A 25,336-nucleotide genomic window follows, 5' to 3' on the forward strand; every position below is an offset into this window, starting at 1 on the left:
GATTCAGTCGTGCGGGAAGGAGTGGTGCTCGTGGGCCACCAGCCAGCGGCCGCGCTCCTTGCGCAGACCGAAGGTGAGTCTGAGCCGGAAACCGGGGTGTTCGGCGAGTTCCTCCGGGGTGGCGCAGCGCACCAGGGCGTGGGCGTAGGCGACGTCGGAGCCGGCGGTGATGTCGAGGGACTCGATGTCGAAGCAGGCACCCTGGGCCTGCCACGCGAAGAAGGGCGGCCAGGCCGCTCGGTAGGCGGCGAGGCCCCGGATGCCGTGGTGGGGCGGCGGCACGTCGAACATCACGAGGTCCTGGGCGTGGTCGGCGATCACGCCGGCCAGGTCGCCGCGGTGGACGGCCGCGGCCCATCCCGTGATGAGGGCGCGGATCTGCGCCTCGTCGTCCGAGGCGTCGGAGGCGTCGGAGGCGTCGAAGTCCTGGGGCACGGCTGGGGCTCCTTTCTCCCCTTCCGTCCTCCAGGGTGCCTGGCCGACCTGTGGTCGACGAATGACACACTCGGCGTGTGCCGCTGACCTTTGACGACCTCCTGACCCGCGCCCGTTCCCTCGCCGGACCCGAGGGGCGCGCCGTCCTCGGTATCGCCGGTCCCCCCGGCTCGGGCAAGACGACCCTCGCCGAGCATCTGGTGCGGGCGCTGAACGGCTCCGGGGAGCCCTGGGTGGCGCACGTCCCCATGGACGGCTTCCACCTCGCCGACGTGGAGCTGGACCGGCTCGGTCTGCGTGACCGCAAGGGCGCGCCCGAGACCTTCGACGCGGGCGGGTACGCGGCTCTGCTGCGGCGGCTCCGCGAGGAGGTGGACGCCGACGTGGTGTACGCGCCGGGTTTCGAGCGGGTGCTGGAGCAGCCGATCGCCGGGGCGATCCCGGTGCCGCCGACGGCCCGTCTGATCGTGACCGAGGGGAACTACCTGCTGCTGGGCACCGGCGCGTGGACGCGGGTCCGGCCCGCTCTGGACGAGGTGTGGTTCTGCGCGCTCGACGAGGGCGAGCGGGTGCGCCGACTGGTCGCCCGGCACGAGGAGTTCGGCAAGACCCACGAGGAGGCGTCGGCGTGGGTGCTGCGCTCGGACCAGCGCAACGCGGAGCTGGTGGCGGCGACCCGGGACCGGGCCGACCTGGTGGTGCCGATGGCGACACTGCCGCGCGTCGACACCCGGGCGTAAGGCTTTCGAGCTGACGCGAGCGATCCACCTCATGACCACGGAGCTGCACCGCCGTCTGATCGAGGACGCCGCGGAGCAGTAACGGGCCCCACCGGGGAGCGGGTCAGGCTCCTAGACCGGAGAGGGGTTCGGAGTCGTCGATGAAGGCGCGGGCCACGTCGGCCAGGCGACGGTTGTGTGAGCGGGCATAGCCGCGCAGCGCGGTGAACGCCCGCTCCATGTCGATGCCCTGGCGTTCGGCGAGCTTCCCCTTGGCCTGCTCGATCAGCACCCGGCTGTTCAGGGCGGCCTGCAATTGTTCGTTCAGCACGGTGCTGCGCTGGGCGGTGCGTTGTTGCAGCAGGCTGATGGTGGCGACGTCGGCCAGAGCCTGGGCGACGAGGGTCGCGGGCGGGTCGAAGGGGCCGGGCGCGGCGCGGAAGAGGTTCAAGGCGCCCACGGTCTCGTCCCGCAGGCGCATGGGCAGGGCCTGGACGGCGCCGAATCCGCTGCGGTGGGCCGCCGTGACGAAGCGCGGCCAGCGGTCGATCTCCCGGGTCAGGTCAGGGACGATCACCGGTGCGCCGGTGCGGAAACACGTGAGGCAGGGGCCCTCGTCGTTCTGGAGCTGGAAGAGCTCCAGCACACGCACCTGTTCGTCGGAGGCGGCCATGACGCGGAGTTTGCCGTCCCGGTCGGCGAGCAGCACCCCGGCGGCGCTCGCGTCGAGCATGCCGACGCAGCGGTCGGTCAGCAGGCGTAAGAAGTCGATGAGGTCGAAGTCGGCGACCAGGTTGTCGGCCAGCTCGACGAAGGTCTTGGACAGGAGCTGTTGATCCATCGTGGGCACCCTCGATTGAGACTAGTCCCGGCCCGAAGGGGCGGGAAGTACAGCGCGTTCCTCGATCGGCACCAATGCGTCAGGGGTCCTCCCCGGTCTGGTCCGGCTCCGCGTCCGGTGGGAAACGAAGCCGACGGGCCACCACGTCCGCGGCCACGTCGCCCAGTCGGCGTCCCTGCGCGTAGGCGTGGGAGCGGAGCCGGACGAAGGCTTCTTCGATGCCGACGCCGAGCTGGACCGTGATCATCCCGCTGGCCTGGTCGATCTCCGCCCGGTACGCACCCAGGTCCTCGACGGGGCCATCACGCGGCCCGCCCGTCTCGTCGACGCGCGCATCGAGCAGCACCAGCGTCGCGAGATCGGCGAACGCCAGCGCGTCCGCCAGTTCCTCCGCGTTCAACCGGACCGGAACGCGGGCGTACAGGTCCAGGACTCCCGGGCTGATCGCCCCCATCTGCAGAGGGAGCGCGAACACCGCGCGTGCCCCGGCTTCCAGGGCCGCCTCGGCGAACGCCATCCAGCGGTCCTGCAGGTCACGGGTGAGCAGATCGGGTGCCAGCACGGCCGAGCCGTGCAGGAAGGCGTCCACGCACGGCCCCTCGCCCAGAGTGAGCTGGAGCTCTTCCAGTTGCTCGCTGACGCTGTCGGTGCTGCACAGCGGATGGCTCGGCGCGGTCCTGGACATCGCCGACACCCCGGCCCCGCCGACCGGCAGCGCGGCCACGGCCGCGGTGCACACATCCACCACACCGACTCGGGCACGGCGTCGTGCCGCCTGCTCCGCCACCAGCGTCCGAATCCGCTCCGACCGGTTCTCAGGGCCCACCCGGGCCACCGCCTCCCGGTATCGTGACAAGGTCCTCCAGTCTCGCCGCGGTACGTTCCCCGGCGGGAAACACCAGCGCGCGGAACGTGGCGGCGCCCAGGGGCCTGCGAAGCTCTCCGACGTCCAGCCACCCCCAGGAGTGGAGCGCGGCGAGAGCAGCGTGATCGGCCCCGACCACCAACGGGGCGCCGAGCGAGGCCTGGTGGTCGATCAGCAGCCGCTCCTGCACGCGACGGGCGAGACGCCGCTCCTGCGGGTGCGGGCGGATCAGGATGTCACCGAACGCGAAGGCCCTGCCGGACACCGTGAGTTGCCCGACACTGCGCGGCATCACTCCGTCGAGGCCGAGCCACCACGAGCCGTCGCCGCGCACCGGGAATCCGAAGGCGCATCCCATCAGGATGTCCGACTCGGCGATCACCATGGCGAATCCCGGGCGGCCCATGTCCGCGGTGACACGGTTCAGGAAGTCCTGGCGGCCGGGACGGCGGTACGCGTCACCCGGCGCCGTTACCCGGGAGTCCGCGTACAGATCCGCCAGATCCTCACGCATGCCCTCCACCAGCCGACGGTCCAGCTGACGCAACCGCACCGGAGCCTCGGCACAGGGCTCGCCGTCCCCGGACTTCCAAGGCTGTCCCCGCCTGGGCCCGGCCGTCATCGGACATCACCGGAGAGGACAGGTGCAGGGGGGACAGACCGGTGCGATGGGGCTGGAAGGGGCCTGGCCGGGGTGTCGCCGGCAGAAGGTGGCGGGAGGGCGAACCGAGAACCGAGGAGCAGGAACCCGCAGTCGGTGAGGCGGACGATACGCGTGAGCATCGGCGGCGGGTGGTGCAGTCGCAGGGTCCCGCCCGCGGCTGTGGTCTGCTGCGCAGCGTGGAGGAACGTGTTGAGTCCGGTGCAGTCGCAGAAGGTGACGAGGGCGAGGTCGACGTCGATGGTGCGGATGCCGTCGCGCAGGCACCACTCCAGGGACGCGCGCAGCAGGGGAGCCGATTCCAGGTCGATCTCCCCGACCAGGGTGATCAGCGTCCGTGTCCTTCGGTCATGGCGGTAGACGGTGAGTTGCGGCAGGGGCATGACGCCTCGGTTCAGAAGACCACCCGGCAGCGGCTCCGGCGGCGCCGGGGTTCCGGCCACCTGGGCGCGCTCCCGGCAGGGGCGTACGTTCGGCGGAGACAGAGCGAGGCCGGTCCGAAAGCCCGCACAGCAGGCCAGAAGACCACCCGGTTCCCTCCAGGGATGCGCCGGGTGACGGACCACGAGCCCGCTCCCAGCGCCATCTGTGTCGAGCAACGACAAGCCGCCAGGGTCTGGGACGTCTGTACGGCAGCATAGTCCTCGGCGCCGTCCGGCGGGGCCCGGTAACCCGCCTGTTCCCGGCGCCCGGACCAGGGGCCGGTTGTGACGCCGTACTCGGGCATGTCGGACGCGTGGCGCGCTACTGGGCAAGAGATGCGAAACGCGGCGGCCGACGGCCGCCGGGCACGTCAGTCCGTGCACGACCCGAGGAGGTGGCTTCGCATGACGGAACCGAACGGTTCGACCCTGTCCGAACCCGGCCCGGGAGAACCCCGCACCGACCTGGCCACGACACCGCACACCGCACGCCCCCGGCACCAGGAACGGGGGTCCACGGGCGGCCGTCGCGTCTCGATGCCCTGCGCGTGGCCGCGCGTCGGCGAAGCGGTCAGGTCCGGTTGACCCGGCCGGCCACCGAGTGACCGATCAGCAGGTGGACGGCAGCGGGCAGGCCGTAGTTGACCGCGGTGCGCCAGTTGTCCGAGTGGAGCGATGTCCACGATGATGGAGATGACCGTCTCCGCGGGACTTCCGCCGTTGCGTCTGGACATGTCCAACGACCAGCCCTGCCGGCGGAGTCCGAACAGGCTTGGGTGGCCGCGTCGCAGGCGGCGCCGACCGGCTGAGGCGAAGAATGAGACGCCGGGGAGAACCAGCCCGAGACCCGGCGACCAGCCCTTGCGTCCGAGGGAGGTCAGCGGCGCGCCAGTTGCCGTTCGCCTGCCGCGCCGGACTGGTAGGGCAGTCCGTAGTGCTTGAACACCGCTTCCTCCTGCTCGGCGGGCAACACGTCGTCGGTGCCGATCGAAGGGGCCTGCTTCACCAGCGTTCTGACATAGCCGACCCTGAGATAGCCCGGCCCGGCGATCGCGTTGTCGATGGGGACGAAGACCAGACGGTGCCGGGTGGGCAGTCCGGTCCGCACCGTGGCCATGGCAGGCTCGTCGGTGGTGGTGTCCACATAGATCGCCTCCAGGACGCCGATCTTGTGCGACTCGGCGTCGACGACATCGAGGTTGCGCCACTCTCGGACGTCAGCTGCGTGAATCATGACCTCTCCCTACCTGGACGACTTGCCTGGTTGTCGTGAGTCGCGCCCCTGGCCTTCCACATGAAATCGCCGCACCGTACGACGTAGCGCCCGCTGCATCTGCTCCGGGAGCGACTTGCCCTCCCAGGCGGCGACCAGGGACGCGGCCACCTCCGGAAGTTTGGTGTCGCACTGCCGCGAGATGTCGACCAGCAGGTTCCTGGCAGCTCCGCGGCTGCAGGGGGTCAGGACCATCACCATGCCGCGAGCCTGGTCGATGACCGCACGGCCGGCCGGCGCCCGCCGCAGCTGATCGTTCTCGGCGCGCAGTGCGACGAGGTCCTGCCCCGCCGATGCGTTCCCCCACGTGGCCTCGGCCCGCAGGTTCCACCAGTCCTCTTGGAGCACGGTTGTGCGTTGCATGGCCTGTACCTCTTCTCGCGTTCGGCCTCTCGGTCTGGAATGGAGCAGCCCCGGGTCGTGGCTGTCTGCCCAGGGCACGGGTCACCCGTGGCGTTATGTTCCCGACGGTCCTCGCGCCGCCGGCGCGCCCGATTCTGGCGGGTGTAGCGGCGGTCCCAGCGGCTCTGACGATCCCTGCGCTCCCGGTAGTCCTGGTAGTCCCGGGGCCCTCGATAGTCCCCAAGATCGGAACCGTTGCCACGGCTCAGGCCTCCGCCATGACCGCGGCCGTGTCGGGTGGCACCGTAGGCCAGCACCGCCGCGGCCACCCACCAGACGGGATGGAGGAAGCCGAAGCCGAACAGAACGGCGAAGAGGATGAGAAGCAGGACGAACACGGTGGGCCTCCCCGGGAGCGGGACACGGCATCGATACCGGGGACTGGGGCCTCACCGCACAGCTTAGTCCTGCCCGGCGGCTGCGGATACGGCGCGACGTAAGTGCGTCCTGCCCGGCACGGATGGCTACTTGACACCTGTCGGGAAACTGCCGGGAGGGCTAGCGTGCGACGTGCCGCCCCGGCCCCTGGCAGCGTCGCACCGCCAACGCGCTCCCCAGAGGGCGCACCCCGCGCATCGGTGCCGGACCCGCCGCGTCACGAGCGAGGCCGTGCCCGCACGCGCCTCGTCACGAGATCCCGGCGAAGCCCCGATGCGCCTCAAGCGGGCAACGACCTGCCGCCCGCCGCGTCGCAATGCATCCCATACCAGGCGGTACACATGTACGCGCTGATCGTTCCTGCTTCGACTCCCTTCATCCTGCTTGTTGTGGTGATGGCTCTTTCATGGTGGGAAGACCACATCCTGCCGTCGCCGCCGACCGAGCCGGCCGAATCCCCCGCCGAGGCTCCACTCACCCCGGCGCAGCTCCCGGAACTCGCCCGTGTCGACACCACGTTGACAGGGGAGGTTGCCAGGCGTTGACTGGCGGCACGGCGAAGGGCCATGCCGCTCCGGAAGATCGGGGCGAGGCATTCCTCCTCCCCGCTTCGCCCGGACCCCGCGGAATCAAGGAAATCCCCGCGATCTGGAGGCCCGGCGATGATCTGGATTCTTCTCCTTCTGCTGATCCTGGTGGCCTTCGGGTTCGGCTTCACGATGCAGATCCTGTGGTGGGTCGCCGCTGTCCTCCTGGTCGTCTGGATCGCCGCCTTCGCGATGCGTGGGCGCGGCCGTGGCCGCCGCCGGTAGTCCGTTCCGGAGTTCGACGCTGCCCGCAGGAACACACTCACCAGACAAGCAGGAGGCCGGCCATGAGTGTCGGACAGACCATCAAGCACAAGACACAGGCGTTCAAGGGAAGGGTCACCGAACGCATCGGCCGGACCACCCGCACCAGGCGACTGCGGCGCGAAGGCAGGACCGACCGGGTCTCCGGAAACCTGAAGCAGTCCGGCGACAAGGCCAAGGACGCCTTCAAGCCCTGACCACCAACGCCCCGGGTGACGCCCACGCCGGGCGGACACCACCCGGCATGGCATGCCCGAACGCCCGATCAGCCGACAGGAATCGACGGCAATGAAGCAGACCAGCGTGCGAACCGAGAGCCGGAAAGGCCCATCATGATCATCACCGTGATCATCGCCGCGGCCTTCATCGGCCTGGCCGTCCTCCTCTACCCCGGACGTGGACGAACCCGGAGCGGTGGCGGGCAGGGGCTGAAGCGCCGATTCGGCCCCGAGTACGCCCGCGCAGTCGCCGACCACGACGGCGACACCAGGGCCGCCGAACAGGAACTCGGCAAGCGTGTGAAGGAGCACGGCCTCCTCACACAGCAGCCGCTGACGCCCGCGGCCCGCGAGCGCTACATGACGCGATGGGCCGCCGTCCAGGAGCAGTTCGTCGCATCACCGCAGCAGGGCGTCATCGAAGCGGACGCACTGCTGGCCCGCCTGGCAAGGGACCGCGGCTTCCCCGACGGCGAGCGGTTCGAGGACCAGATCGCCGCCCTCTCCGTCCACCACGCCCGCTACGTCCAGGGCTACCGCAGCATGCACACGGCGGCCCACGAACCGAGCGGTACCGAGGACATGCGGGAGGTGATGGCCGACGCCCGAAGCCTCTTCGAAGAACTGGTCACCGAACAACCGGTCAGCCCGCCCCGGCCATCCGCCCCGACGGCCGAGGCAAAGCGGCGTGGCCAATGACCCGGCGTCACGCGAAGGGAAGCAGCACGGGATGTCCCACGACGCCGAATCAAGGTGGCGTTCACGTCGCGGGTGACCGGCCACGAAGCTGTGTGGAGGTTCAACACCACGTACAGCGACGTACGTGAGCTCGCCGGACTGATCTCCCGGCGTTCCGGTGTCCCGGTGACCGGCCTGACCGACCCGTGCCGGCTGTGAAGTGGCGTCGGTCAGGCCGTACTTGGCGATCCAGCCCGGCATCCTGTACCGGCACTTCCCCACCCGGGAAGCGCTGCCGGCGGCTGTGGTGCTGACGCGCTCCGAGGAGCTGGTGGCCCGCCAGGCGGACATCGATCAGGTGTCGCCGATGCCGTCAGGACAGTCGGGATGTTCGAGGTTGCCCTCGGGCGTCAGCCGGGCGAGGCCTGCTCGACGACATCGTCGAGGACGGTGTCGTACGCCTCTGGGGTGGCCATGGCGTGGTTCGTCGGGGTCACACGTCGAGTGCGGGCCGGCGGGCGTGCAGGGCGAGGTTAAGGGTTTGCGGGCCCTGTCCCCCGAGGTAGACACGGTTCCCGGTCGTCGCGTCGGTGCCGCCCACCACGGTGTAGTCCTGACCCGGGTCGTACCGCAGTACCTCGCTCCGGTCCGGCCCGGCGAGGGGTTCGCCCGCCTCGACACCGGCCTCGACGCGGATCTCGTCGTCGCCGACGCGGTAGGTCATCGGTCCGGTCGTCAGGCACCAGCGTCCGTCGCCGATCGGTACGGCGCCCTCGGTCACGCCGCCCGGCCGGAAGGTCAGTTCGAGGGCCCAGGGCACCCGTGGTCCGCTGATGTCGATCCGCAGGTCGGCACCGTCCTCCCGCAGGTCCACCTCGACGCGGGTCGTGTGCGAGACCTCGTCCCGAGGCCGGTCCGGGAAGGCCATCGAGGCCGAGAAGCGTCCGTCGTCCACCAGCCGGTAGACGCCGTCGTCCCGCCTCCGGTCCGGCGGGAGCGGTTGGTAGTAGGCGGCCGTGAGGGTTTCGGTGAGCCGGTAGCGGTTGTCGGCGAGCTGTTCCATGTCGGCCGCGCGGAACGGGCCCAGGTCGAAGAACCCCCGCGAGAGCCGGACCGCGTCGAGGACGGCGCCGCCGGCGAACAGCCGCAGGAAGGTCGGATTGCAGGCGAGGCCCGAGCGGATGCGCCGGTGCTCGGGCACGTCGGAGCCGCCGTACACCACCGTGTGCGCGGTGGCCGAGGCGCGTGCGGCGAGGCGCGCGGTGGTGAGGTACCGGTCGCGCGGAAGGGTCTCCGCGGTCGGGGCCGGCAGGGCGCGGCACAGGTCCGGGGTGAGGAGGGTCTCGGCCAGCAGGTCGGGGTCGTCGATACCGCCGGCGGCCGCCAGCCGCGCCACCCGGGCGAAGTCGCCCCGGCCGGTGCGGATCGCGAGCAGCCGGTAGTGCGGCAGGTAGGGCGCCAGCGGGAACGGGTGGTTCTGGTCCTGGCGTCGCGAGTGGACGGTCTCCACCGTGCCGTCCGGCCCGATCAGGTCCAGGGTCGTGGCGAGATTGCGTTCGACGGCGTACAGCAGGTCGGCACGGCCGAGCACTTCGGCCAGCAGCAACAGCGACGGGTTGGACACATGGGCCGCGTAGTTGGCGCTCCGCTCCGAGTACAGGCCCTCGGCGTCGATGTCGACACCCTCGGCGAGCCACTCCTCGATGCGGCCGAGCAGCCGGTCGTCGGGGAACGACCGGTGCAACCGGGCCAGCGCCGCGCACAGCTCCCAGCGGTGGTTCGGGGTGTGCACCCCACCGGTCAGAAGACTGCCGCGGGCGGCGCCGGCGATCTCGGCGAGCGCGGCCGTGACCTCGCTCAGCTCCGGCCCCGCGCCGGCCGCGAGGACGTGCGCGTCGCACACGTCGTTGACGGTGAAGGCGGAGTCCGGCGGTGACTGCACGTTGTCGCCGCCGGCGAAGAGGCCGGTGGTGGTCTGCGTGGCCCGCAGGGCGCGCAGGTGGGTCATCGCGGCGGCGACGGCCTGCCCGCTGCCGTGCAGTGCCGAGTCCGGGGAACGGTATGCCGCGACCAGGGTCTTCACCCGCCGCGCCAGACCACGGTGCGGCACACCGGCGGGCTCCTCGTCGGGGGCGGCCGCCAGCGGGACGGCCGACCGGTCGGCGGCGCGGGCGACCGCGCGGACGAACTCGTGGTCGAGCGGGGTGGGCAAGGTCAGTCCTTCAGTCCGGCGTTGATGTCGGCGCTCATGACGTAGCGCTGGAAGACCAGGAAGATGGCGATCAGCGGGATCATGGAGATGACCGAGGCTCCGAGCAGTACCGACCAGTTGATGTTCTGCGCGCCGACGATGCTCTGGATGCCGATCTGCACGGTGAACTTGTTGGGGTCGTTGAGCATCAGCAGCGGCCAGATGTAGTCGTTCCAGCGCCACTGGAAGGACAGGATGGCGAGGGTCAGCATGATGGGCCGGGAGAGCGGCACCATGATCCGCAGGAAGATCGACAGCTCGCGGGCGCCGTCGATGCGTGCGGCTTCGACCAGTTCGTCGGGAACCGTCAGGAAGAACTGGCGGAACATGAAGCATCCGGTCGCCGTGAGCACGGCCGGGAGGATGATGCCGGCGAACGAGTTGTAGAGGCCGAGGTTGCGGACCACCAGGAACTCCGGAGCGAGCATGACCTCGCCCGGCAGCATCGTGGTGGCCAGGATGCAGAGGAAGAACGCCTTGAGCCATCTGTTGTCGTACTTGGCCAGCGCATACCCGGTGCAGCAGCTGACACCCACCGTGAGGATCGTCGTGATCACGCACACGAGGGCCGTGTTGATGAAGTACTGGGAGAAGTTGGCGCTGTCCCACGCTGCCCTGAATCCCGACAGGGTGGGGTTGTGCGGGACCAGCGTCAGAGGATAGGAGAACAGGTCGCTGGCCGGCTTGAGGGAGCTGAGGACGAACCACAGCACCGGAAACCCGTACAGGCACGCCATGAGCCACAGCAGTGTCGTCGCGGACACCGCCTGCCGGAGCCCACCGGTGGCCGTCTTGCGGGACCGCTTTTTGGAGACTCGCCGTCCGGAGTCGACGTCGGCCGGGCGCGGGATGTCTGTGGTTGTCATCGGTTCTCCACCCGCCGGTTGACCATCAGCTGGACGACCGCGACGGCCATCAGGATGAGCATGAGCACGAACGACGCGGCGCTCGCGTAGCCGATCTGGCCCCGTTTGAAGCCGGTCTCGTAGATGTACTGGACGAGCAGGTTGTTCGACGTGCCGGGTCCGCCGTTGTTGAGGGCGACGAACACCGGGTACTCCTTCATCGAGTTGATCGTGTTGAGCAGGATGACGATGAACGAGGTGGGCGCGATGCTCGGCAGGGTGATGCTGATGAACTGGCGCCAGGGGCCCGCGCCGTCGAGCGAGGCCGCCTCGTAGTACGAGGTGGGCACGTTCTTGATCGCCGCGATGAACAGCAGCATCGTGAATCCCGTCCAGGCCCAGGCCGCCGCCATCACCACCACGAGCAACGAGAGGTCCGCGTTCGACTGCCACGGAACGGCGTCTCCGCCGAACTTCTCGATGATGTAGTTGACCAGTCCGAAGTTCTCGCCGAACATCCACCGCCACAGGACACCCACCACGATGGGCGACAGCAGCCACGGGATGAAGAAGAGGACGCGGGCGACCGACCCGCCCTTGGCGTGCTTGTTCACCACCAGGTTGGCGGCGAGCAGTGAGACCAGGAAGTTCAGCGGGACGAAGAGGACGGTGTACAGCAGGGTCCGGGTCAGCGCGTCGTAGAACGTGGAGTCCCCGAACAGGTTGTGGTAGTTGTCCAGCCCGACCCACTGGAACACCCCCACGCCCGTGTAGTTCGTGAAGGAGTAGATGAGCCCGATCACCGCAGGCCAGACGAAGAACAGCGAGAAGAGCACGACGTTGGCCGCGATGAGGACGAGCGGCGCAAGGGTGTACTTACTGCGTCTCCTGGGCGGGCTCGTGGACACGTCCGAGGCGCGTTTTGTCATCTTCCTGACTCCGTGCTGGTGGAAGGGATTGCGGTGGGTTCAGGCCATGAGCCCGGGATCACGTGGACCGCCAGGGCCGGGCGACGGGGTCGGGACACCGCCGCCCGGGCGCTTGCGGCCTGCGATCAGCCGCCGACCTGCTGGTTGTAGCCGTCCACGATGTTCTGAAGGGCCTTGTCGGCCGACTGCTGGCCGTTGATCGCCTTGCCGAGCTCCGTCTTGGTCGGGTCCTCGGTGATGGTCTTGCCCTTCAGCACCCAGTTCGTCTGCGCGCTGTTGAAGTAGCCGGAGATCGGGGCGTAGAGCGGGATCTCCTCGTTGTAGAGCTTGAACGCCGCCTGCGCCGCCTCGGACTTGAAGGGATACGTCGGGTTCAGACCGCTCTCGACCGGCAGGAACCCGGACGCCTCGCACAGGGCCTTGTAGTGGGCCGGCTCGTACAGCCAGGACAGGAACTTCGTCGCGGCCTTGGACGCGTCGCCGTTGTTGTTGAAGCCCACCACCATGCCGCCGCTGTTGACGTCACTGGCCTGCACCGGCTGGGCGGGGGTCGGGACGCTCGCCCACTCGAACTTCTTGATGCTGTCCGCGAAGGAGGCGACCTGCCACACGCCGGACCAGTACGCGACCACGTCACCGCTCTGGAACATGGCGGACGGGTCGGCGCCGCTGGTCCACACCGACTTCGGCATGGTCTTGTCGTCGTTCCAACCGACGAAGGTGTTCACGGCCTTCTTGGTCGCCGCGTCCACCGAGAACTTGCCGGAGGAGTCCGCGTGGACGTACTTGCCGCCCATCTCGTACACCATGGCGCGCAGCCGGGACGGCGACTGGTCGAAGGTGAGGGAGTACTTGGCGCCGGTCTTCTCGCGGACCTTGTTCGCCGCCGCGATGAAGTCGGTCCAGGTCCAGGTCTTCGACGGCGAGGCCGGGAAGGAGACGCCCGCCTTCTCGAACAGCGACTTGTTGATGAACAGGCCGGACGCCGTGACGTCCGAGGGGATGGACAGCACCTTCCCGGACGAGTCCTTCGCCAGGAAGTTGGCGTTGATGTTGTTGCTCTTCTTGTTGGCGATGGAGCTGAGGTCGAGCAGCTTGCTCGACCAGATCGGGTCCAGCGCCGGGACGGCGGCGACGTCGGGCAGGGAGTTGGCCTGCGCGGCGTTGTGCAGCTTCGTGGTGTAGCCGTCGTAGGGGATGTTGACGAGCTTGACGGCGACGCCGGTTTCCTTCTTGTACTGCGCCACCATCTTCTTCCAGCCCGCGTCCTGCCCCGGAACCGTGGAGATCCAGAACGTCAGGGACTTGGAGGTGCCGCCCGAGTCGGAACCCCCGCCGCAGGCGGAGAGCAGCATGACACCTGCCGTGGCTACGGCAGCGAGGGGGGCCAGACGGCGCATGCCGCCGCGGCCGAGTCGGCGGGAGCGCCGCACACCTACAGTGGTCATCTTCGATCCCTTTTCGTGGTACGGGACGGAGCACGGCGCCGACGGAGGCGGCACGGGTGCATTGTGCAGGAGGGGTCTGCTTTCCGAGGGCGCGGCCTCGCCCGGCCGCGTCATCCTGAAGAGCGAGGGTCCCCGGCCGTCATGGCCGCTGCCGCACCAGCACGCCCTGGTGCGGTTGCCGTACGTCGAGTACGGGCGGGACGCTCGCCCCAAGCCGACGTCCCGGCCGACTTAGAAAGCGCTTGTCCGGACATTGGCAGACCGAGTCCGAAACCGTCAATGCTTCGTCCGCGCTGCCTGGGTCACGGTTTGGACTCCTCGGGCGACCGCGAGCCGGGCGGCGCCCACGACGGTGCCGAGATCACCGACCTGGCTGCTGACCACCTCGGTGGGCCAGCTGAGCCGCTCCAGCTCGGCCCGCACACCGGGCAGGAGCTGCGGATACGCGCCGGTGCTGCCGCCCAGCACCAGCAGTCCCGGGTCCAGTACGGCGGTCACGGCGGCGGCCAGCCGGCCCACGTCCACGGCGTGTCTGTCGACGACCGCGCGGGCCGCGGCACTGCCCTGTCCGGCGAAGGCGAAGAGCTGCTCGGCCGTGCGGGGGCACGCGCCGTCGGATGCGGGCCAGGCCTCGGCGGCCCGGCGCAGCAGGGACCGGGACCCGATGTAGTCCTCCAGGGCCTCATGGCGGGGCTCCAGGCCGTCGTCCCAGGGGTAGGGCAGCCGGGCGACCTCGCCGGCCGCGCCGTTGGCCCCGGCCAGCACATGTCCTCCCACGACGATGCCCAGACCGATACCGACGCCGATCCGCAGATAGCCGAAGGTGTGACGGCCACGGGCCGCGCCCTCGTGCAGTTCCGCGAGCGCGGCGCAGTTGACGTTGTTCTCGAGGTGGACGGGCACCCCTGGCGGCAGCGCGACGGCCACCGCGTCGAAGACGGGGCCGGCCTTGGCGGTCGCCGGACGCACGGTGCCCTCCTCGGCCCGCGCGGTGACGTCACCGACGGCCACGACGATGGCACGCAGCGGAGCGTCGGACCGCAGCGCGGACAGGGCGTCGCGCACCACGTCGGCGCCCTCCTCCCGGGGGCCGGCGGCCTCGGCGAGGAGGGTGCCGTCCAGGGCGCAGGCGCGGACCCGGGTGACGGCGGGGCCGAGGTCGACGGCGAGCACGGCACCCGCGGCCGGGCCGAGGCGGTAGACGGCGGCGCTGCGGCCCGTACCGCCGGAGGAGGTGCCGGAGTGGGCGGCGAGGTGGACGCCCTCCAGTTCGGCGACGGCGGAGGAGACCGTCGGCTTGGACAGCCGCGCGAGGCTCGCCAGCTGCGGCCGGGTCGCGGTACCGGCCTGGGCCAGCACGGCGAATACGGCGCCGGCGCTTTCGGTCAGACGGGGGGCTCCAGCCACGTCGTGTTCCACACTTCCCCCAGGTCACAGGCCACTCTCCCGGGCCGAACGGCTCGGCGGGAGGCGGCGATGGGTTGCTCCGGCGTCCCGCGTTCCCGCCCGGGGCCCAGGGCCCGGGAAGACGGGTGCGTAACGCCTATTGACACGCACTGTACTTCGTTAGTTAACTTCCTAACGAACGTCACGGTACTCGCCTGCCGTGGTCCGTCAGAGGCCCGTCCCGGGGCTTCCCTAGTTCTCCAACTGCCTTGCCCTCCGGCACGGTTCGCCCACCGTCGCAGCACACAGCGCAACGACGAAAGAGGTTCCGTGCAGGACACCGCACCCCTGGTTGTCGGCATCGACGTGGGCGGCACCAAGACACAGCTCCGCGCGTTCGCGGGCGACACCCTTGTCGCCGATCACGTCCGGTCCAGCAGCGGCTGGCGGCCCCACGACCCGGTGGCCGCCGCCGGGTGGCTGGCCGCACTGACCGCGGACGCACTTCCCGCGGGCGCCCGCCCGTCCGCCCTCGCCGTCGGCGGGCACGCCTGCGAGACCCCGCGCCAGTGCGCCCAGATCCGCACCGCTCTCCAACTCCACTTCGACGCGCCCGCGCTCGTCGTGGGCGACGCCGAACTGCTCGTTCCCGCCGCGGGACTGGACAAGGGGGTCGGCCTGGTGGCCGGCACCGGATCCGTGGCCGTGGGACGGTTCGCCGACGGCACACCGGTCCAGGTCGGCGGCTGGGGCGCGCTCCTGGGCGACGAGGGCGGAGCCGCCGGCCTCGTCCGCGAGGCCGTACGAGCCGTATGGGCGGCGCACGACCGCGGGGAAGAGCCCGACCCGCTGGCGCTCGGCCTGCTGTCCGGGTTCGACGTCCCCGAAGTACCCGCACTCGGCGCCGCGCTGGAGCACGCCTCGGCCGCCTCCGCCGAGTGGGGCCGGCACGCCCCGGCCGTCTTCGCCGCCGCCGAGGCCGGATCCCCGCTCGCCCGCACCGTGATCGCCGAGGCGGGCCGCGCCCTGGCCGGGCTCGTCGAGCGGCTCGCCGCCCGCGGGGTGGTGGTCGACGATGTCGTGGTCGCGGGCAGTACCGTCCTCGCCCAGCCGTCCCTGTACGACGCCTTCGTGTCGGCGCTGGCCGACGGCGTGCCGTCGGCACGGCCGCGTCCCCTGCGGGCGCCGCCGGTGGACGGCGCGGTGGCGATGGCCCGTTCACTTCTGTGACATCCGCCGGTCGCCGAGTCTCCTCCGGTCCGACATGACTCGCCCGTAGATCTTCGCTCGTACGACTTCAGAAAGCGCATTCGGCGCACACGTCGCCTGACGCATCATGAGTCGCATCCGCACCACCGCCCCCGGCCGTACGGCCGCAGAACTCCAGAGAGGCAGATCCATGCCGTCATCCGCCGGGCAACACTCCCCCGCGTCGCTCACCGAACGCGCCGTGAAGCGAAGGGGATTCCTCAAGACGTCCCTGGGCGCCTCGGCCGGCATCCTGGCCGCGCCCACGTTCGCCTCCTGGCTGGGCGCCGCGGACGCCAAGGCCGCCACCGCCCCCGCCGCCTTCGTGGACGACTACAAGTCCAACGTCATGGCGAACCTGACGCCCGAGACCAACGCGGTGGTGCGGGCCCTCGGCGGTTTCGCCCGTATATGGAAGACCGGCGGCGCCTGGAACACCGGCACCCCGCTGCGGCCCGAGGTGCTGCGCGCCAACATGCGCTACTGCGCCCGCATCACCCGGGCGCGCACCGAGGCGCAGGCGAAGGAGGCCTTCCTCTACGACCGCCAGCACCAGAGCTACGCCATGATCGGCGGCCTCGGCCCGCTCGCCGGCCTCTACCGGTCCGGCGCCAAGGCGGTCACCTCGATCACCAGCGCCCCCGACACCACCCCGCCGACCACGATCAGCGACGCCGTACCGGCCGACGCCCCGGCGGGCTCGGCGCTCGGGGCGGGCTCCTACGACTCCTCGCTGGGCCAGGTGGCCAAGCTGGTCGACACCGTGCGCGGCCCGTACGCCTCGGGCAACCCCGGCAAGTACGCCTTCCAGTACCCGCGCCCTTGGCGCATGAACGAGGACAGCGAGGTCGTCGACACGGGCGCGAAGGACGCGCTCGGCTTCCCGGTCTACGACTCGGAGGTGGTCGTCGCCCCCCAGCTGCTGCGCCAGCGCAGCACCTCGCCGGTGGACGACGGCGGCTTCCCCAGCGGCCACACCAACGCCTTCCACCTGGCGGGCCTGGCCTTCGCGTACGCCGTACCGGAGCGCTTCCAGGAACTGGTCACCCGCGCCTTCGAGCTGAGCCACACCCGGATCATGTCCGGCATGCATTCGACGGTCGACGTCATGGGCGGTCGCATCATGGCCACCGCACTGGCCGCCGCCACCCTGGCCGACGCTGCGAACGCCGACCTCAAGGCCGCGGCGCGGGCGCAGGCGCTCACGTACTTCACCGAGCAGACCGGCACCACGGCCGACACGCTCTTCGCCTACGCCCACTCGGACGGCGCAGACGCGTACGCGGACCGGGACGCCAACGCCCGTTCCGTCAAGCCCCGGCTGACCTATGTGCTGAACCGGGACGGCGGCAACAAGCCGTTCACCGTGCCCAAGGGCGCGGAGGTGCTGCTGGAGACGCGGCTGCCGTACCTGGACGCGGCGCAGCGGCGTGAGGTGCTGCGGACCACCGGGCTGCCCTCGGGCTATGTCCTGCTGGACGGCTTCGAGCAGTGGGGCCGGCTCAACCTGTTCGCCGCGGCGGACGGGTACGGCTCCTTCGACTCCGGTGTGACCGTCACGCTGGACGCGGCCTCGGGCGGCTTCCACGCGGCGGACGCCTGGCGCAACGACATCGACGGCTGTGGCGGTCTGACCAAGAGGGGCAGCGGCACGCTCACGCTGACGGGCCACAACCGGTACACCGGCGGCACCGTACTCAAGGAAGGTGCGCTGGTCGCCGGTTCGGCGCACGCGCTCGGCCACGGAGACGTGCGGGTGCAGGGCGGGAAGCTGACGGTGGGCGGCAAGTCGCTGCAGGTCCACGGGACGTACAGCCAGGAGGGCGGCGCGCTGGAGCTGACCCTGCGGTCGGGTCAGGAGCCTGCCCTGGAGGTGACGCGGCGCGCGGTGCTCGGGGCGGGCAGCGTCCTGTCGCTGAAGCTGGACGCGGACAAGCCGCCGACGGCCGGGCGCACGGTCCGTGTCCTGGGCTGCCAGGGACTGCGCGGCCAGTTCGACCGCGTCGAACTGAACTCCGACACGCTGCGGGCCGTACCCGTCTACACGACGGAAGGTCTGTCGGTACGACTCCTGAAGCGGTGACGCCCGCGCGGGGCGGGAGCTGATGCGAGAGTGGCCCTCATGAGGTGCCTCCGGATCGCTCCCGCCGCCGCCCGGCCGGTCTCACCGCGGGGCGGATGATGGCGAGCGAGCAGCAGACGGTCCTGGACCCGGTCCCCGAGTCCGGGGCCCGCGACGACGAGGTGCGGCAGCCACGACCGGCCCGGCGGTGGCTGGTGCCGCTCCTCGTCGTCGTGCTGCTCGGCCAGATGGCCGCCGTCATGGTGACGACCGCCGTGCAGCAGACCCCGACGATCGACGAACCCGTCTACGTGGCGACGGCCGCCGAGTACCTCCACGGTCAGGGCATCCGCTACAACCCCGAGCACCCGCCGCTCGGCAAGCTCGTCGTCGCCGTCGGGGTGGCGGTCGCCGACCCGCACGTGGACACGGCGTTCGACGGGCCCCAGATCGACCTGGGCCCCCACCTGCTGTACGAGTCGGGCAACGACCCCTGGCGGCTGATGTTCTGGGCCAGGCTCCCGGTGATCGTGCTGACGCTGCTGTTCGGCCTTGTCGTGTTCGCCTTCGCCCGGGACCTCGCCGGTAGGGCGGCGGGCCTCACGGGGCTCGCCCTGTACGCCTTCTCCCCCGATGTCGTCGCCCACGGTTCCCTGGCCACGCTCGACGTGCCCATGGCCGGGTTCCTGCTCACCTCGGTGTGGCTGCTGTGGCGGGCCCGCCTGCGGCCACGGCGGTACGTGCCGCTCGCCGGTCTGGCGCTCGGCGCGGCGCTGGCGACGAAGATGAGCGCGCTGCCGGCCGTGCCGGTCCTGCTGGCACTGGCCGCTCTCTCGGTGTGGAGCGCGCGTCGCGGTGACGAGACGCGCCGACGGCTGCTGCGCGTCCTCGCGGGGGCCGCCGTGGTGGCTCTGGCCGCCGTCGCCGTCGTATGGGCCTCGTATCTGGTGGTCGATCCGCGGCTGCGGTGGACGTCCCAGGACCAGGTGCCGGTGGTGCACGGGCTGCGGGGGACCCTCGCCGATCTGCTGCCGTTCCCCCAGGCCTACGCGGACGGGATGCGCCTCCAGTTCCGTTTCGAGAACCACCCGTGGGAGGGCTTCCTGTTCGGGCGGATGTACACCGGGCACCTCTGGTACTACCTGCCGGCGGCACTCCTGGTGAAGACCCCGCTGGGCCTGCTCGCCCTGTGGGCCGCCGGTGCCGTGGTGCTGGTCGCGGTACGGCGGCTGCGGCCCGCCGCGCCGTATCTGCTCGTGCCCGCCGGGGTGCTGCTGGCCTCGGCCATGACGGGGTCACGCGACTTCGGCACCCGGTACGCGCTCTTCCTGCCCATGTTCCTGACGGTGGCCGCCGGGTGCGTGGTGGCGGTGCGCCGACGCCTGGCGAGGGTCGTGACCGGGGCGCTGGTGCTGTTCGTCGCGGTCAGCTCACTGCTGACGTTCCCCTTCTATCTGCCGTACTCCAACGAGGCGTTCGGCGGACCGGCCCGCACCCATCTGCGGCTGCACGACTCCAACGTCGACTGGGGACAGGACCTCGGCCGGCTCGCCGACCGGCTGCGCGAGCGCTATCCGGACGAACGGATCTGGCTCGTCTACAAGGGCAGCGGGCTGCCGTCCGCCTACGGCATCGAGGCGTCCGATCCGCGCGGGGTACCGGTGGAGGACGTGCGCGGACTGCTGGTCGTGTCGGACTCCTCGGTTGCCAAAGCGAAGGGGCGACTGGCCGAGCTGATCGACAGCAGCCGTCCGGTCGACGAGGTCGGTCACTCGATCACGATCTATCGCCGATGATCACCGCACTGGGCGTGGGACCCGTCCGCTCAGCGGATCGCCTGCTGGAATCCCTCGGCGCTCACATGCGGCATCGCCCCGCTCGTCACGCGGTAGCGGCCGTTGGGCACATGGTCGGACCTGGAGATGTGCACGGTGAGCGGGCCCGCCCATTCGTAGCCCTGCCGCTCGCCGTGCCGGGCCAGGCTGTCCGTGAGCGCCTGGCCCACACTGCTGCCCCGGCGCACCAGTTCGTCGTAGGCGAAGTCCGCGAGTTCCACGTCGTAGGCGTTCGGGACCACCACCCGGCTCTCACTGCACACGACCACGTGGCTGTCGCACTCGCGCCGCAGCGCCTCGAGGAGTTCGACGGGCTCCCGGTCGAGGAGCCGCGCCCACAGTGCCTCCCATCCGTGCTCCATGGCCTGTTCCAGCGTGCTCAGCGCACCCATTGCGTCTCTCCTGCCGAAAGATCGGGTTTCGCGTGCGGCGTCATTCCTGGGCGAAGTCGTCGGGCTCCACCCGCGCCTCCTCGAACGCCTCGCGCAGCGTGCGGCCGCTTCCGCCGGGGGCCTGGGGTGTGTCCTCGTCGCCGGTCCGCTGCTCGGGCCGGTCCTTCTCGGGGACGGTCATACGGGACTGCTCCTCGGATGTCGTCGAAGGGTGTGCGCAGGGGCGGGTTCCCGTCCGGCGGCCACGTATCCGTCCCTCCCGGTGGTAGCCGGAAGCTTTCGTACAAGCGCTGGTCATCGGGGGGTGTGAGCTATGTTGACTCCCCGTGGCAGACAAAGGAGGCGCCTCGGTGTCATCGCCGCAGCAGGCACGCGCACAGGCATCCGCGATCACCTCGGGCAAGACCGCACCGGAAGCGGAGGCCGCCCCGGCCTCCCAGCTCAGGACCCTCTTCGACAGGCCCCGGCTCTCCCCGGGGCAGCGACGCATCGCGCAGTACCTGATCGAGCACATCACCGAAGCGGCGTTCCTCTCCATCACCGATCTCGCCGAGCGCGTCGGCGTGAGCCAGCCCTCGGTGACGCGGTTCGCCGCGGCCGTGGGCTTCAGCGGCTACCCCGCCCTGCGGGAGAAGCTCCAGTCGATCGCGCTCAGCACCCTCGCGGGCGGCCCGGTCGCGGACGACGAGTCGCGCGGCAACGAACTCCAGGCCGCGGTCGACGCGGAGATCGAGAACCTGGAGAACCTGCGCCGCGACTTCGCCGACCCCGACCAGATGATCGAGCTCGGCCGCAAGCTGTCCGAGTCGACCCCGCTGACCATCCTTGGCCTGCGCATCTCGGCGTCCCTGGCCGAGTACTTCGCCTATGCGGCACGCCGTATCCATCCCGACGTACGGGTGGTCACCCGCGGCGGCAGTGTCGCCTACGACGCCCTCCTGCAGTCGCGCGAGGCGGGCGGCACCTGGGTGCTCGCGTTCTCGATGCCGCGGCACGCCCAGGAGACCCTCACCGCTCTGCGGGTCGCCCGCAGCGCCGGCCTCAAGGTCGCCCTCGTCACGGATCTGGCACTCGGGCACGTGGCGGACGAGGCGGACGTCCTCTTCACCACCGGCACGGGCTCCCGGCTGGTCTTCGACTCCTACGCGGCACCCGGTGTGATCGCCGCCGCCCTGCTCCAGGCCATGACCGACGCCGACCCCGAGCGCACCCAGGCACGGCTCGAGGAGTACGAACAGATCTCCGACCAGCACCAGTTCTTCCTCAGGGACTGACCCTTCCACCCCGGCCATACGGCTTCACAAGGGGACCATCCGTAATAAATCGAGCATGAATGTTTTCATACTCCTTGCCAAGCGGACGGCATATATAAATACTTCTCACGGATCACCCCGGGGATCACCCCGGGACCCGCCCGCACCCCTGTCCCCGTCCTCACCCCCCACACCGCCCGAGAGGGCTCCTGTACGGACATCCCGAGCCGTCGTCACCTACCCGCGTCGGCGCCCGGGATGTTCGATGGGCCTCGCCTGCACGCGAGCCCTTGGCGGCCCCGGTCATCCCCTAGACCGGGGCCGCACAACCCCTCGCACCACCCGCACGACGCCGTACACCCGGAAGCGAACACCATGCCCCTGACGACCACGCGGACCACCACCCGCACCGGCCCGGACTGGCCGTGCCAGGTCAAGACGCCCGGCAGCTACGACTGGGAGCGCTCCGCGGCCAAGTGGCTGCGCGAACTGGTGCCGGCGCGGTACGCGAGCTACCCGGCCCTGATGCGGCACACCGTACTCCTCGCCCGGCACGCGCAGATCCAGGTCCAGCACGAGATCCGGGTCGCCCGCACCGCACTGCAGACCGCCCGTGCGGACCTGCCGTCGCTCGGGCTGCCGGAGTCGGTCATCGAGCACACGATCAAGCTGTACGCCGCCGAGGTCCTGCAACTCCAGCACATCGCCCGCAGCATCCGCGCGGTCACCCAGGCCCTGGTCGACCACCACCACGGGCGCTGACCCTCCCCGAGGGCATGACCCACGCCGTACGTGGGACCCGTGGTGACCATGAGCACCACCGAAGTACGGCGCGGGGATCCGGTCACGACGGTCCTCACCTGGGAGGTGCGCCCCGGCCGGGAGCAGGAGTTCGAGCGCTGGACCCGCGGGATCACCCGCTGCGCCAGACGGTTCCCGGGCAATGAGGGCGTGTCCTGGCTGCGCCCCGAGGACGGTCACCGCTTCCACGCGGTGCTGCGCTGGTCCGACGCGCACCGGCTCACCGCCTGGCTGGAGTCGGACGAGCGGGCGGCCTGGCACGCACGGATCGACGACATCGCCGTCGAACTCGGCAGCGAACGGCAGTCGACCACCGGCCTCGAGACCTGGTTCAGCCTGCCCGGCACCACGGTGCGGCCCCCGGTCCGCTGGAAGATGGTGCTGACCACGTTCCTCGGCGCCTTCCCCTGCACGCTGCTGATCCAGTGGCTGGTCACGCCCCGCACGGCCGCCTGGCCGCTGCCGGTGCGGGCCGCGGTGTTCCCGGTGGTGCTGCTGCCGGTACTCACGTACCTGGTGATGCCACTTCTGAGCCGGCTGCTGCGAAGGTGGCTGTACCCGCCGCCCGATCACTGACCCCGCCGCGAACCGGGGCGCGCGGCCGGTTCCGTCAACCGGCGGGCTCACCGGTGCGTGGGACGTCTGGTGACAAGGGCACGATCGGCGCGTGGCGCATGTGCGATGCTCAACGCGTGATGAGCGAGTTCACCGACCCTTCACACGCCGGTATCGCGCCCGACATTGCCGCGCTGGCCAAGGTCGTGGCCAGACAACGTGCGGAAATGGACCGGTTGCGGGACCAGGTCGCCACCTCGGCGGTGCTGGAGCGGACCAAGGGCGCTCTCATGGCACTGACCGGGTGCACTCCGGACGCGGCCGGCGAGGAGCTGCTCCAGCGCGCCAAGGCCGGCAACCGCACCCCGCTGGCGGAGTGCTGGATCACCCTCGGCGCCCTGATGCCCCCGCTGCCCGGCGCCGCTCAGGATCCCCGCCCCGCCCACGGTTTTCCCGGCATACCCCTGGCCGCGGTTCCCGGGCCGGCCGGTCCGCGGGCCGTTCGGACCGGCGCCGCCGTCCCCACCGGGCGGGACACCTGCGACCCGGACGACGGCTTCTCCGCGCTCGGCCGCCTCGGCAAGGCCCTCGTCCATGTCGCCACCCCCCAGGACCTGGCCGCTTGTCTCCTGGAGGAACTCGCGGCGGACGTCGACGCCGACGCTCTCCTGCTCTTCCGTTCGCTGCCGGCCGGAGGGCTGGAAATGATCGGCCATGCCGGCATCGAAGCCACCCTGGCCACGCAGTGGGCCCGGGTTCCCCCGCTGAGCGGCATCCCCGCGCTCGACGCACTCCGGGCGCGGGAGCCCTGCTGGCTGGAGGACTTCGCGCGGGACCGGGAGCAGCACCTGCTCATAGGGGACCCGCCCGAGCGCTGGCTGTCCCGCGCCTGGCTGCCGGTGCCGACCGGCGACGGCGTCGATGTCTGCATGGGGATCCTGCGCGTGCGAGGCGGGCCGTTCTCACCACCGGCCCGGCAGCTGCTGCGGGCAGTCGCCCGGCTGTGTGCCGGATGGCTGCGGTCCTTCGGCCCCCGGTCGGAGCGCAGTACCGCCGCTTCGGTCGCCGCCGCCCAGGCCGTGTTCGACTCGCTGCCGGGCTCGGCGATGCTGCTCACGCCGCTGCGTGACCCCTCCGGAGAGGTCGAGGACTACCGCATCGACGCCGCCACCGCGGAGGCGGTCGACGTCGCGGGCCGCACCGGCAGGCAACTGCTCGGCCGACGGATCCTGGAGTGCTTCCCGAGCATGGCGCAGGAGGCGGTGTGGCACGGCTGCCTGCGCACGCTGGCCAGGGGCGAGCCGTTCGAGGGTGAGCCGTTCGCCTACCAGGAGGTCGTGGACGGCACCGCCGCACTGTCCACATACGCGGTGCACTCGGCCCGCCTCGGCGGCGCCCTGGTCGTCACCTGGGTCCGGCACGACTCCTCCGACCGGCAGGAACAGCGGCTGGCGGACGTGCAGCGGCTGGGGAACCTGGGCTGGGTCAACTGGAACCTGGTCACCGACGAGGGCAGCTGGTCCTCCCAGGCGTTCCTCGTCCTGAACCGGGATCCGGCGCTCGGACCGGTCCGGCTCGCCGACCTGCCGGAACTCGCGCTGCCCGAGGACGCCCCCGTGCTGGCCCGGGCCGTGCGCGACCTCGTCCTGACGGGGCGGCAGTTCGACGTCCCGTTCCGGGTCCGGAGCGGCGGCGGCGAGGTCCGCCATCTGCGGATGGTCGCCGAGGTGGTGGCGGACACCGACAACAAGCCCGCCGAGGTGCACGGCTTCGTCCAGGACCTCACCGCGCAGCGCAGCGCCGAGCTGGCCCTGGTCGAGAGTGAGCAGGCCATCGTGACGCAGCACGGCGTGCTGCGCGCCGAGCGCACCCTGGCCGCCCGCCTCCAGCACGCGCTGCTGCCGCTGCCGACCCGGCCGGTCCGCCTCGCCGGGCTGCGGGTCGAAGTGGCCTATCTGCCCGCCCAGTCGGGCATCCACGTCGGCGGCGACTGGTTCAGCGCCATCGAACTGCCCGACGGCGACGCCCTGTTCGTCGTCGGTGACGTCGCCGGCCACGGCATCGACGCCGTGGCCACGATGGCCCAACTGCGCTTCACCGCCAAGGGCATGGTCATCACGGGCTCGTCGCTGACCGGAGCGCTCGCCCGTCTCAACACCCTGCTGCTGCACTCGCGCGACTCCCACGGCACCGCGACCATGGTCCTGGCCCGCTACGACCCCGCTGAGCACTGCCTGGTGTGGGCCCAGGCCGGCCATCCGCCGCCGCTGCTGGTGCGGGACGGAGAGGTGCGGTATCTCCACCGCCCGCTCGGCATGCTGCTGGGGGCGTGCTCCGATCCGAACTTCGAGGAGGCGCGCTGCGTCCTGGAGCCGGGCGACCGGGTCCTCCTTTACACGGACGGCCTGGTCGAGCGCCCCTCGGAGGGCATCGACCGCGGTCTGGACCGGCTCGCCGCGGCGGTCGCGGCACACCACACGGACGAGCCCGGCACCCTGGTCCCGCTGCTGACCTCGGTGCTGGAGGGCGAGCGGCGCGACGACGTCTGCGTCGTGGACATCCGGGTGCCGTCCGGGCCGGAGTGAACC

The 25,336-nt window shown here is 70.9% G+C and carries 28 protein-coding genes; 14 read left to right on the forward strand and 14 right to left on the reverse strand.

Annotated elements, in window-relative coordinates; translation table 11 throughout:
- Positions 1 to 3: 3 nt before the first annotated feature.
- Positions 4 to 435, reverse strand: coding sequence for a YybH family protein (locus OG841_RS04505; protein WP_371563589.1), 432 nt, complete (start codon positions 433 to 435; stop codon positions 4 to 6).
- Between the two features lie 77 nt (positions 436 to 512).
- Here OG841_RS04505 and OG841_RS04510 point away from each other — a divergent pair, with 77 nt between their 5' ends.
- Positions 513 to 1,175, forward strand: a complete 663-nt coding sequence (locus OG841_RS04510; RefSeq protein WP_328642672.1) for a nucleoside/nucleotide kinase family protein — start codon at positions 513 to 515, stop codon at positions 1,173 to 1,175.
- A 103-nt stretch (positions 1,176 to 1,278) separates the two neighbouring features.
- Here OG841_RS04510 and OG841_RS04515 read toward each other — a convergent pair whose 3' ends face one another.
- The 4 genes from OG841_RS04515 to OG841_RS04530 form a co-directional block, all read right to left on the reverse strand.
- Positions 1,279 to 1,995 (reverse strand): GAF and ANTAR domain-containing protein, encoded by a 717-nt coding sequence (locus OG841_RS04515; RefSeq protein ID WP_328642671.1) that lies wholly within the window; start codon positions 1,993 to 1,995, stop codon positions 1,279 to 1,281.
- A 79-nt stretch (positions 1,996 to 2,074) separates the two neighbouring features.
- Positions 2,075 to 2,851, reverse strand: coding sequence for an ANTAR domain-containing protein (locus tag OG841_RS04520; protein ID WP_328642670.1), 777 nt, complete (start codon positions 2,849 to 2,851; stop codon positions 2,075 to 2,077).
- On the reverse strand, positions 2,811 to 3,374 hold the full coding sequence (locus OG841_RS04525) for a hypothetical protein (protein WP_371563594.1): 564 nt from the start codon (positions 3,372 to 3,374) through the stop codon (positions 2,811 to 2,813). Before OG841_RS04525 ends, OG841_RS04520 begins: the two co-directional genes overlap by 41 nt.
- A gap of 104 nt (positions 3,375 to 3,478) precedes the next feature.
- A complete protein-coding gene (locus tag OG841_RS04530) occupies positions 3,479 to 3,904 on the reverse strand; it encodes an STAS domain-containing protein (protein WP_328642668.1) in 426 nt (141 codons plus the stop codon).
- A 444-nt stretch (positions 3,905 to 4,348) separates the two neighbouring features.
- Between OG841_RS04530 and OG841_RS04535 the strand changes: the two genes are divergently transcribed.
- Positions 4,349 to 4,528, forward strand: a complete 180-nt coding sequence (locus OG841_RS04535) for a hypothetical protein (RefSeq protein WP_328642667.1) — start codon at positions 4,349 to 4,351, stop codon at positions 4,526 to 4,528.
- A 292-nt stretch (positions 4,529 to 4,820) separates the two neighbouring features.
- Here the strand turns inward: OG841_RS04535 and OG841_RS04540 are convergent, their stop codons facing one another.
- Positions 4,821 to 5,177, reverse strand: a complete 357-nt coding sequence (locus OG841_RS04540) for a PRC-barrel domain-containing protein (RefSeq protein ID WP_328642666.1) — start codon at positions 5,175 to 5,177, stop codon at positions 4,821 to 4,823.
- A gap of 9 nt (positions 5,178 to 5,186) precedes the next feature.
- Positions 5,187 to 5,579 carry an ANTAR domain-containing protein gene (locus OG841_RS04545; protein ID WP_328642665.1) on the reverse strand — a complete coding sequence of 131 codons (393 nt, stop codon included), beginning with the start codon at positions 5,577 to 5,579 and terminating at the stop codon, positions 5,187 to 5,189.
- Positions 5,580 to 6,337: 758 nt separating this feature from the next.
- On the opposite strand from OG841_RS04545, the gene OG841_RS04550 reads away from it, so the two are divergent.
- From OG841_RS04550 to OG841_RS04570, 5 genes are all read left to right on the forward strand, one after another.
- Positions 6,338 to 6,541 (forward strand): hypothetical protein, encoded by a 204-nt coding sequence (locus tag OG841_RS04550; RefSeq protein ID WP_328642663.1) that lies wholly within the window; start codon positions 6,338 to 6,340, stop codon positions 6,539 to 6,541.
- 117 nt (positions 6,542 to 6,658) lie between these two features.
- Positions 6,659 to 6,808, forward strand: coding sequence for a hydrophobic protein (locus OG841_RS04555; RefSeq protein ID WP_266393651.1), 150 nt, complete (start codon positions 6,659 to 6,661; stop codon positions 6,806 to 6,808).
- A 62-nt stretch (positions 6,809 to 6,870) separates the two neighbouring features.
- Entirely contained in the window at positions 6,871 to 7,044 is a 174-nt protein-coding gene (locus OG841_RS04560) for a CsbD family protein (protein ID WP_328642662.1), read from the forward strand.
- A 135-nt stretch (positions 7,045 to 7,179) separates the two neighbouring features.
- Positions 7,180 to 7,764: a hypothetical protein gene (locus tag OG841_RS04565; RefSeq protein WP_328642661.1), complete on the forward strand. Its 585-nt coding sequence runs from the start codon at positions 7,180 to 7,182 to the stop codon at positions 7,762 to 7,764.
- A gap of 72 nt (positions 7,765 to 7,836) precedes the next feature.
- Positions 7,837 to 7,962 (forward strand): hypothetical protein, encoded by a 126-nt coding sequence (locus OG841_RS04570; protein ID WP_328642660.1) that lies wholly within the window; start codon positions 7,837 to 7,839, stop codon positions 7,960 to 7,962.
- A 274-nt stretch (positions 7,963 to 8,236) separates the two neighbouring features.
- Here the strand turns inward: OG841_RS04570 and OG841_RS04575 are convergent, their stop codons facing one another.
- The 5 genes from OG841_RS04575 to OG841_RS04595 all read right to left on the reverse strand — a co-directional run bounded on the left by OG841_RS04575 (position 8,237) and on the right by OG841_RS04595 (position 14,623).
- Positions 8,237 to 9,955: a hypothetical protein gene (locus tag OG841_RS04575; protein WP_371563602.1), complete on the reverse strand. Its 1,719-nt coding sequence runs from the start codon at positions 9,953 to 9,955 to the stop codon at positions 8,237 to 8,239.
- Between the two features lie 2 nt (positions 9,956 to 9,957).
- Positions 9,958 to 10,860 (reverse strand): carbohydrate ABC transporter permease, encoded by a 903-nt coding sequence (locus OG841_RS04580; protein WP_328642658.1) that lies wholly within the window; start codon positions 10,858 to 10,860, stop codon positions 9,958 to 9,960.
- Positions 10,857 to 11,768, reverse strand: a complete 912-nt coding sequence (locus OG841_RS04585) for a carbohydrate ABC transporter permease (protein ID WP_328642657.1) — start codon at positions 11,766 to 11,768, stop codon at positions 10,857 to 10,859. The genes OG841_RS04580 and OG841_RS04585 overlap by 4 nt, the downstream gene beginning before the upstream one ends.
- Positions 11,769 to 11,893: 125 nt before the next feature.
- A complete protein-coding gene (locus OG841_RS04590) occupies positions 11,894 to 13,216 on the reverse strand; it encodes an extracellular solute-binding protein (protein WP_328642656.1) in 1,323 nt (440 codons plus the stop codon).
- A gap of 276 nt (positions 13,217 to 13,492) precedes the next feature.
- Positions 13,493 to 14,623, reverse strand: a complete 1,131-nt coding sequence (locus OG841_RS04595) for an ROK family protein (RefSeq protein WP_328642655.1) — start codon at positions 14,621 to 14,623, stop codon at positions 13,493 to 13,495.
- A 309-nt stretch (positions 14,624 to 14,932) separates the two neighbouring features.
- Between OG841_RS04595 and OG841_RS04600 the strand changes: the two genes are divergently transcribed.
- The 3 genes from OG841_RS04600 (at position 14,933) to OG841_RS04610 (ending at position 19,708) form a co-directional block, all read left to right on the forward strand.
- Complete coding sequence (locus tag OG841_RS04600; protein WP_371563607.1) at positions 14,933 to 15,832, forward strand: N-acetylglucosamine kinase; 900 nt, start codon at positions 14,933 to 14,935, stop codon at positions 15,830 to 15,832.
- Between the two features lie 169 nt (positions 15,833 to 16,001).
- Positions 16,002 to 17,933 (forward strand): phosphatase PAP2 family protein, encoded by a 1,932-nt coding sequence (locus tag OG841_RS04605; protein WP_328643738.1) that lies wholly within the window; start codon positions 16,002 to 16,004, stop codon positions 17,931 to 17,933.
- Between the two features lie 95 nt (positions 17,934 to 18,028).
- Complete coding sequence (locus OG841_RS04610; protein WP_371570567.1) at positions 18,029 to 19,708, forward strand: phospholipid carrier-dependent glycosyltransferase; 1,680 nt, start codon at positions 18,029 to 18,031, stop codon at positions 19,706 to 19,708.
- 29 nt (positions 19,709 to 19,737) lie between these two features.
- Here OG841_RS04610 and OG841_RS04615 read toward each other — a convergent pair whose 3' ends face one another.
- Both OG841_RS04615 and OG841_RS04620 read right to left on the reverse strand, forming a co-directional pair.
- The gene (locus OG841_RS04615; RefSeq protein WP_328642653.1) at positions 19,738 to 20,139 is read right to left on the reverse strand and encodes a DUF3662 domain-containing protein; all 402 of its coding nucleotides are present in this window, start codon (positions 20,137 to 20,139) and stop codon (positions 19,738 to 19,740) included.
- A 40-nt stretch (positions 20,140 to 20,179) separates the two neighbouring features.
- Complete coding sequence (locus OG841_RS04620; RefSeq protein ID WP_328642652.1) at positions 20,180 to 20,320, reverse strand: hypothetical protein; 141 nt, start codon at positions 20,318 to 20,320, stop codon at positions 20,180 to 20,182.
- 169 nt (positions 20,321 to 20,489) lie between these two features.
- On the opposite strand from OG841_RS04620, the gene OG841_RS04625 reads away from it, so the two are divergent.
- The 4 genes from OG841_RS04625 (at position 20,490) to OG841_RS04640 (ending at position 25,333) form a co-directional block, all read left to right on the forward strand.
- A complete protein-coding gene (locus tag OG841_RS04625; protein ID WP_266568397.1) occupies positions 20,490 to 21,413 on the forward strand; it encodes a MurR/RpiR family transcriptional regulator in 924 nt (307 codons plus the stop codon).
- 354 nt (positions 21,414 to 21,767) lie between these two features.
- Positions 21,768 to 22,154 carry a hypothetical protein gene (locus OG841_RS04630; RefSeq protein WP_266555816.1) on the forward strand — a complete coding sequence of 129 codons (387 nt, stop codon included), beginning with the start codon at positions 21,768 to 21,770 and terminating at the stop codon, positions 22,152 to 22,154.
- Between the two features lie 48 nt (positions 22,155 to 22,202).
- On the forward strand, positions 22,203 to 22,769 hold the full coding sequence (locus OG841_RS04635) for an antibiotic biosynthesis monooxygenase (RefSeq protein WP_328642651.1): 567 nt from the start codon (positions 22,203 to 22,205) through the stop codon (positions 22,767 to 22,769).
- Between the two features lie 119 nt (positions 22,770 to 22,888).
- Complete coding sequence (locus OG841_RS04640; RefSeq protein WP_328642650.1) at positions 22,889 to 25,333, forward strand: SpoIIE family protein phosphatase; 2,445 nt, start codon at positions 22,889 to 22,891, stop codon at positions 25,331 to 25,333.
- Positions 25,334 to 25,336 lie beyond the last annotated feature (3 nt).

Origin of the sequence: Streptomyces canus, from assembly GCF_041435015.1 — a bacterium.
Lineage (GTDB): Bacteria > Actinomycetota > Actinomycetes > Streptomycetales > Streptomycetaceae > Streptomyces > Streptomyces canus_G.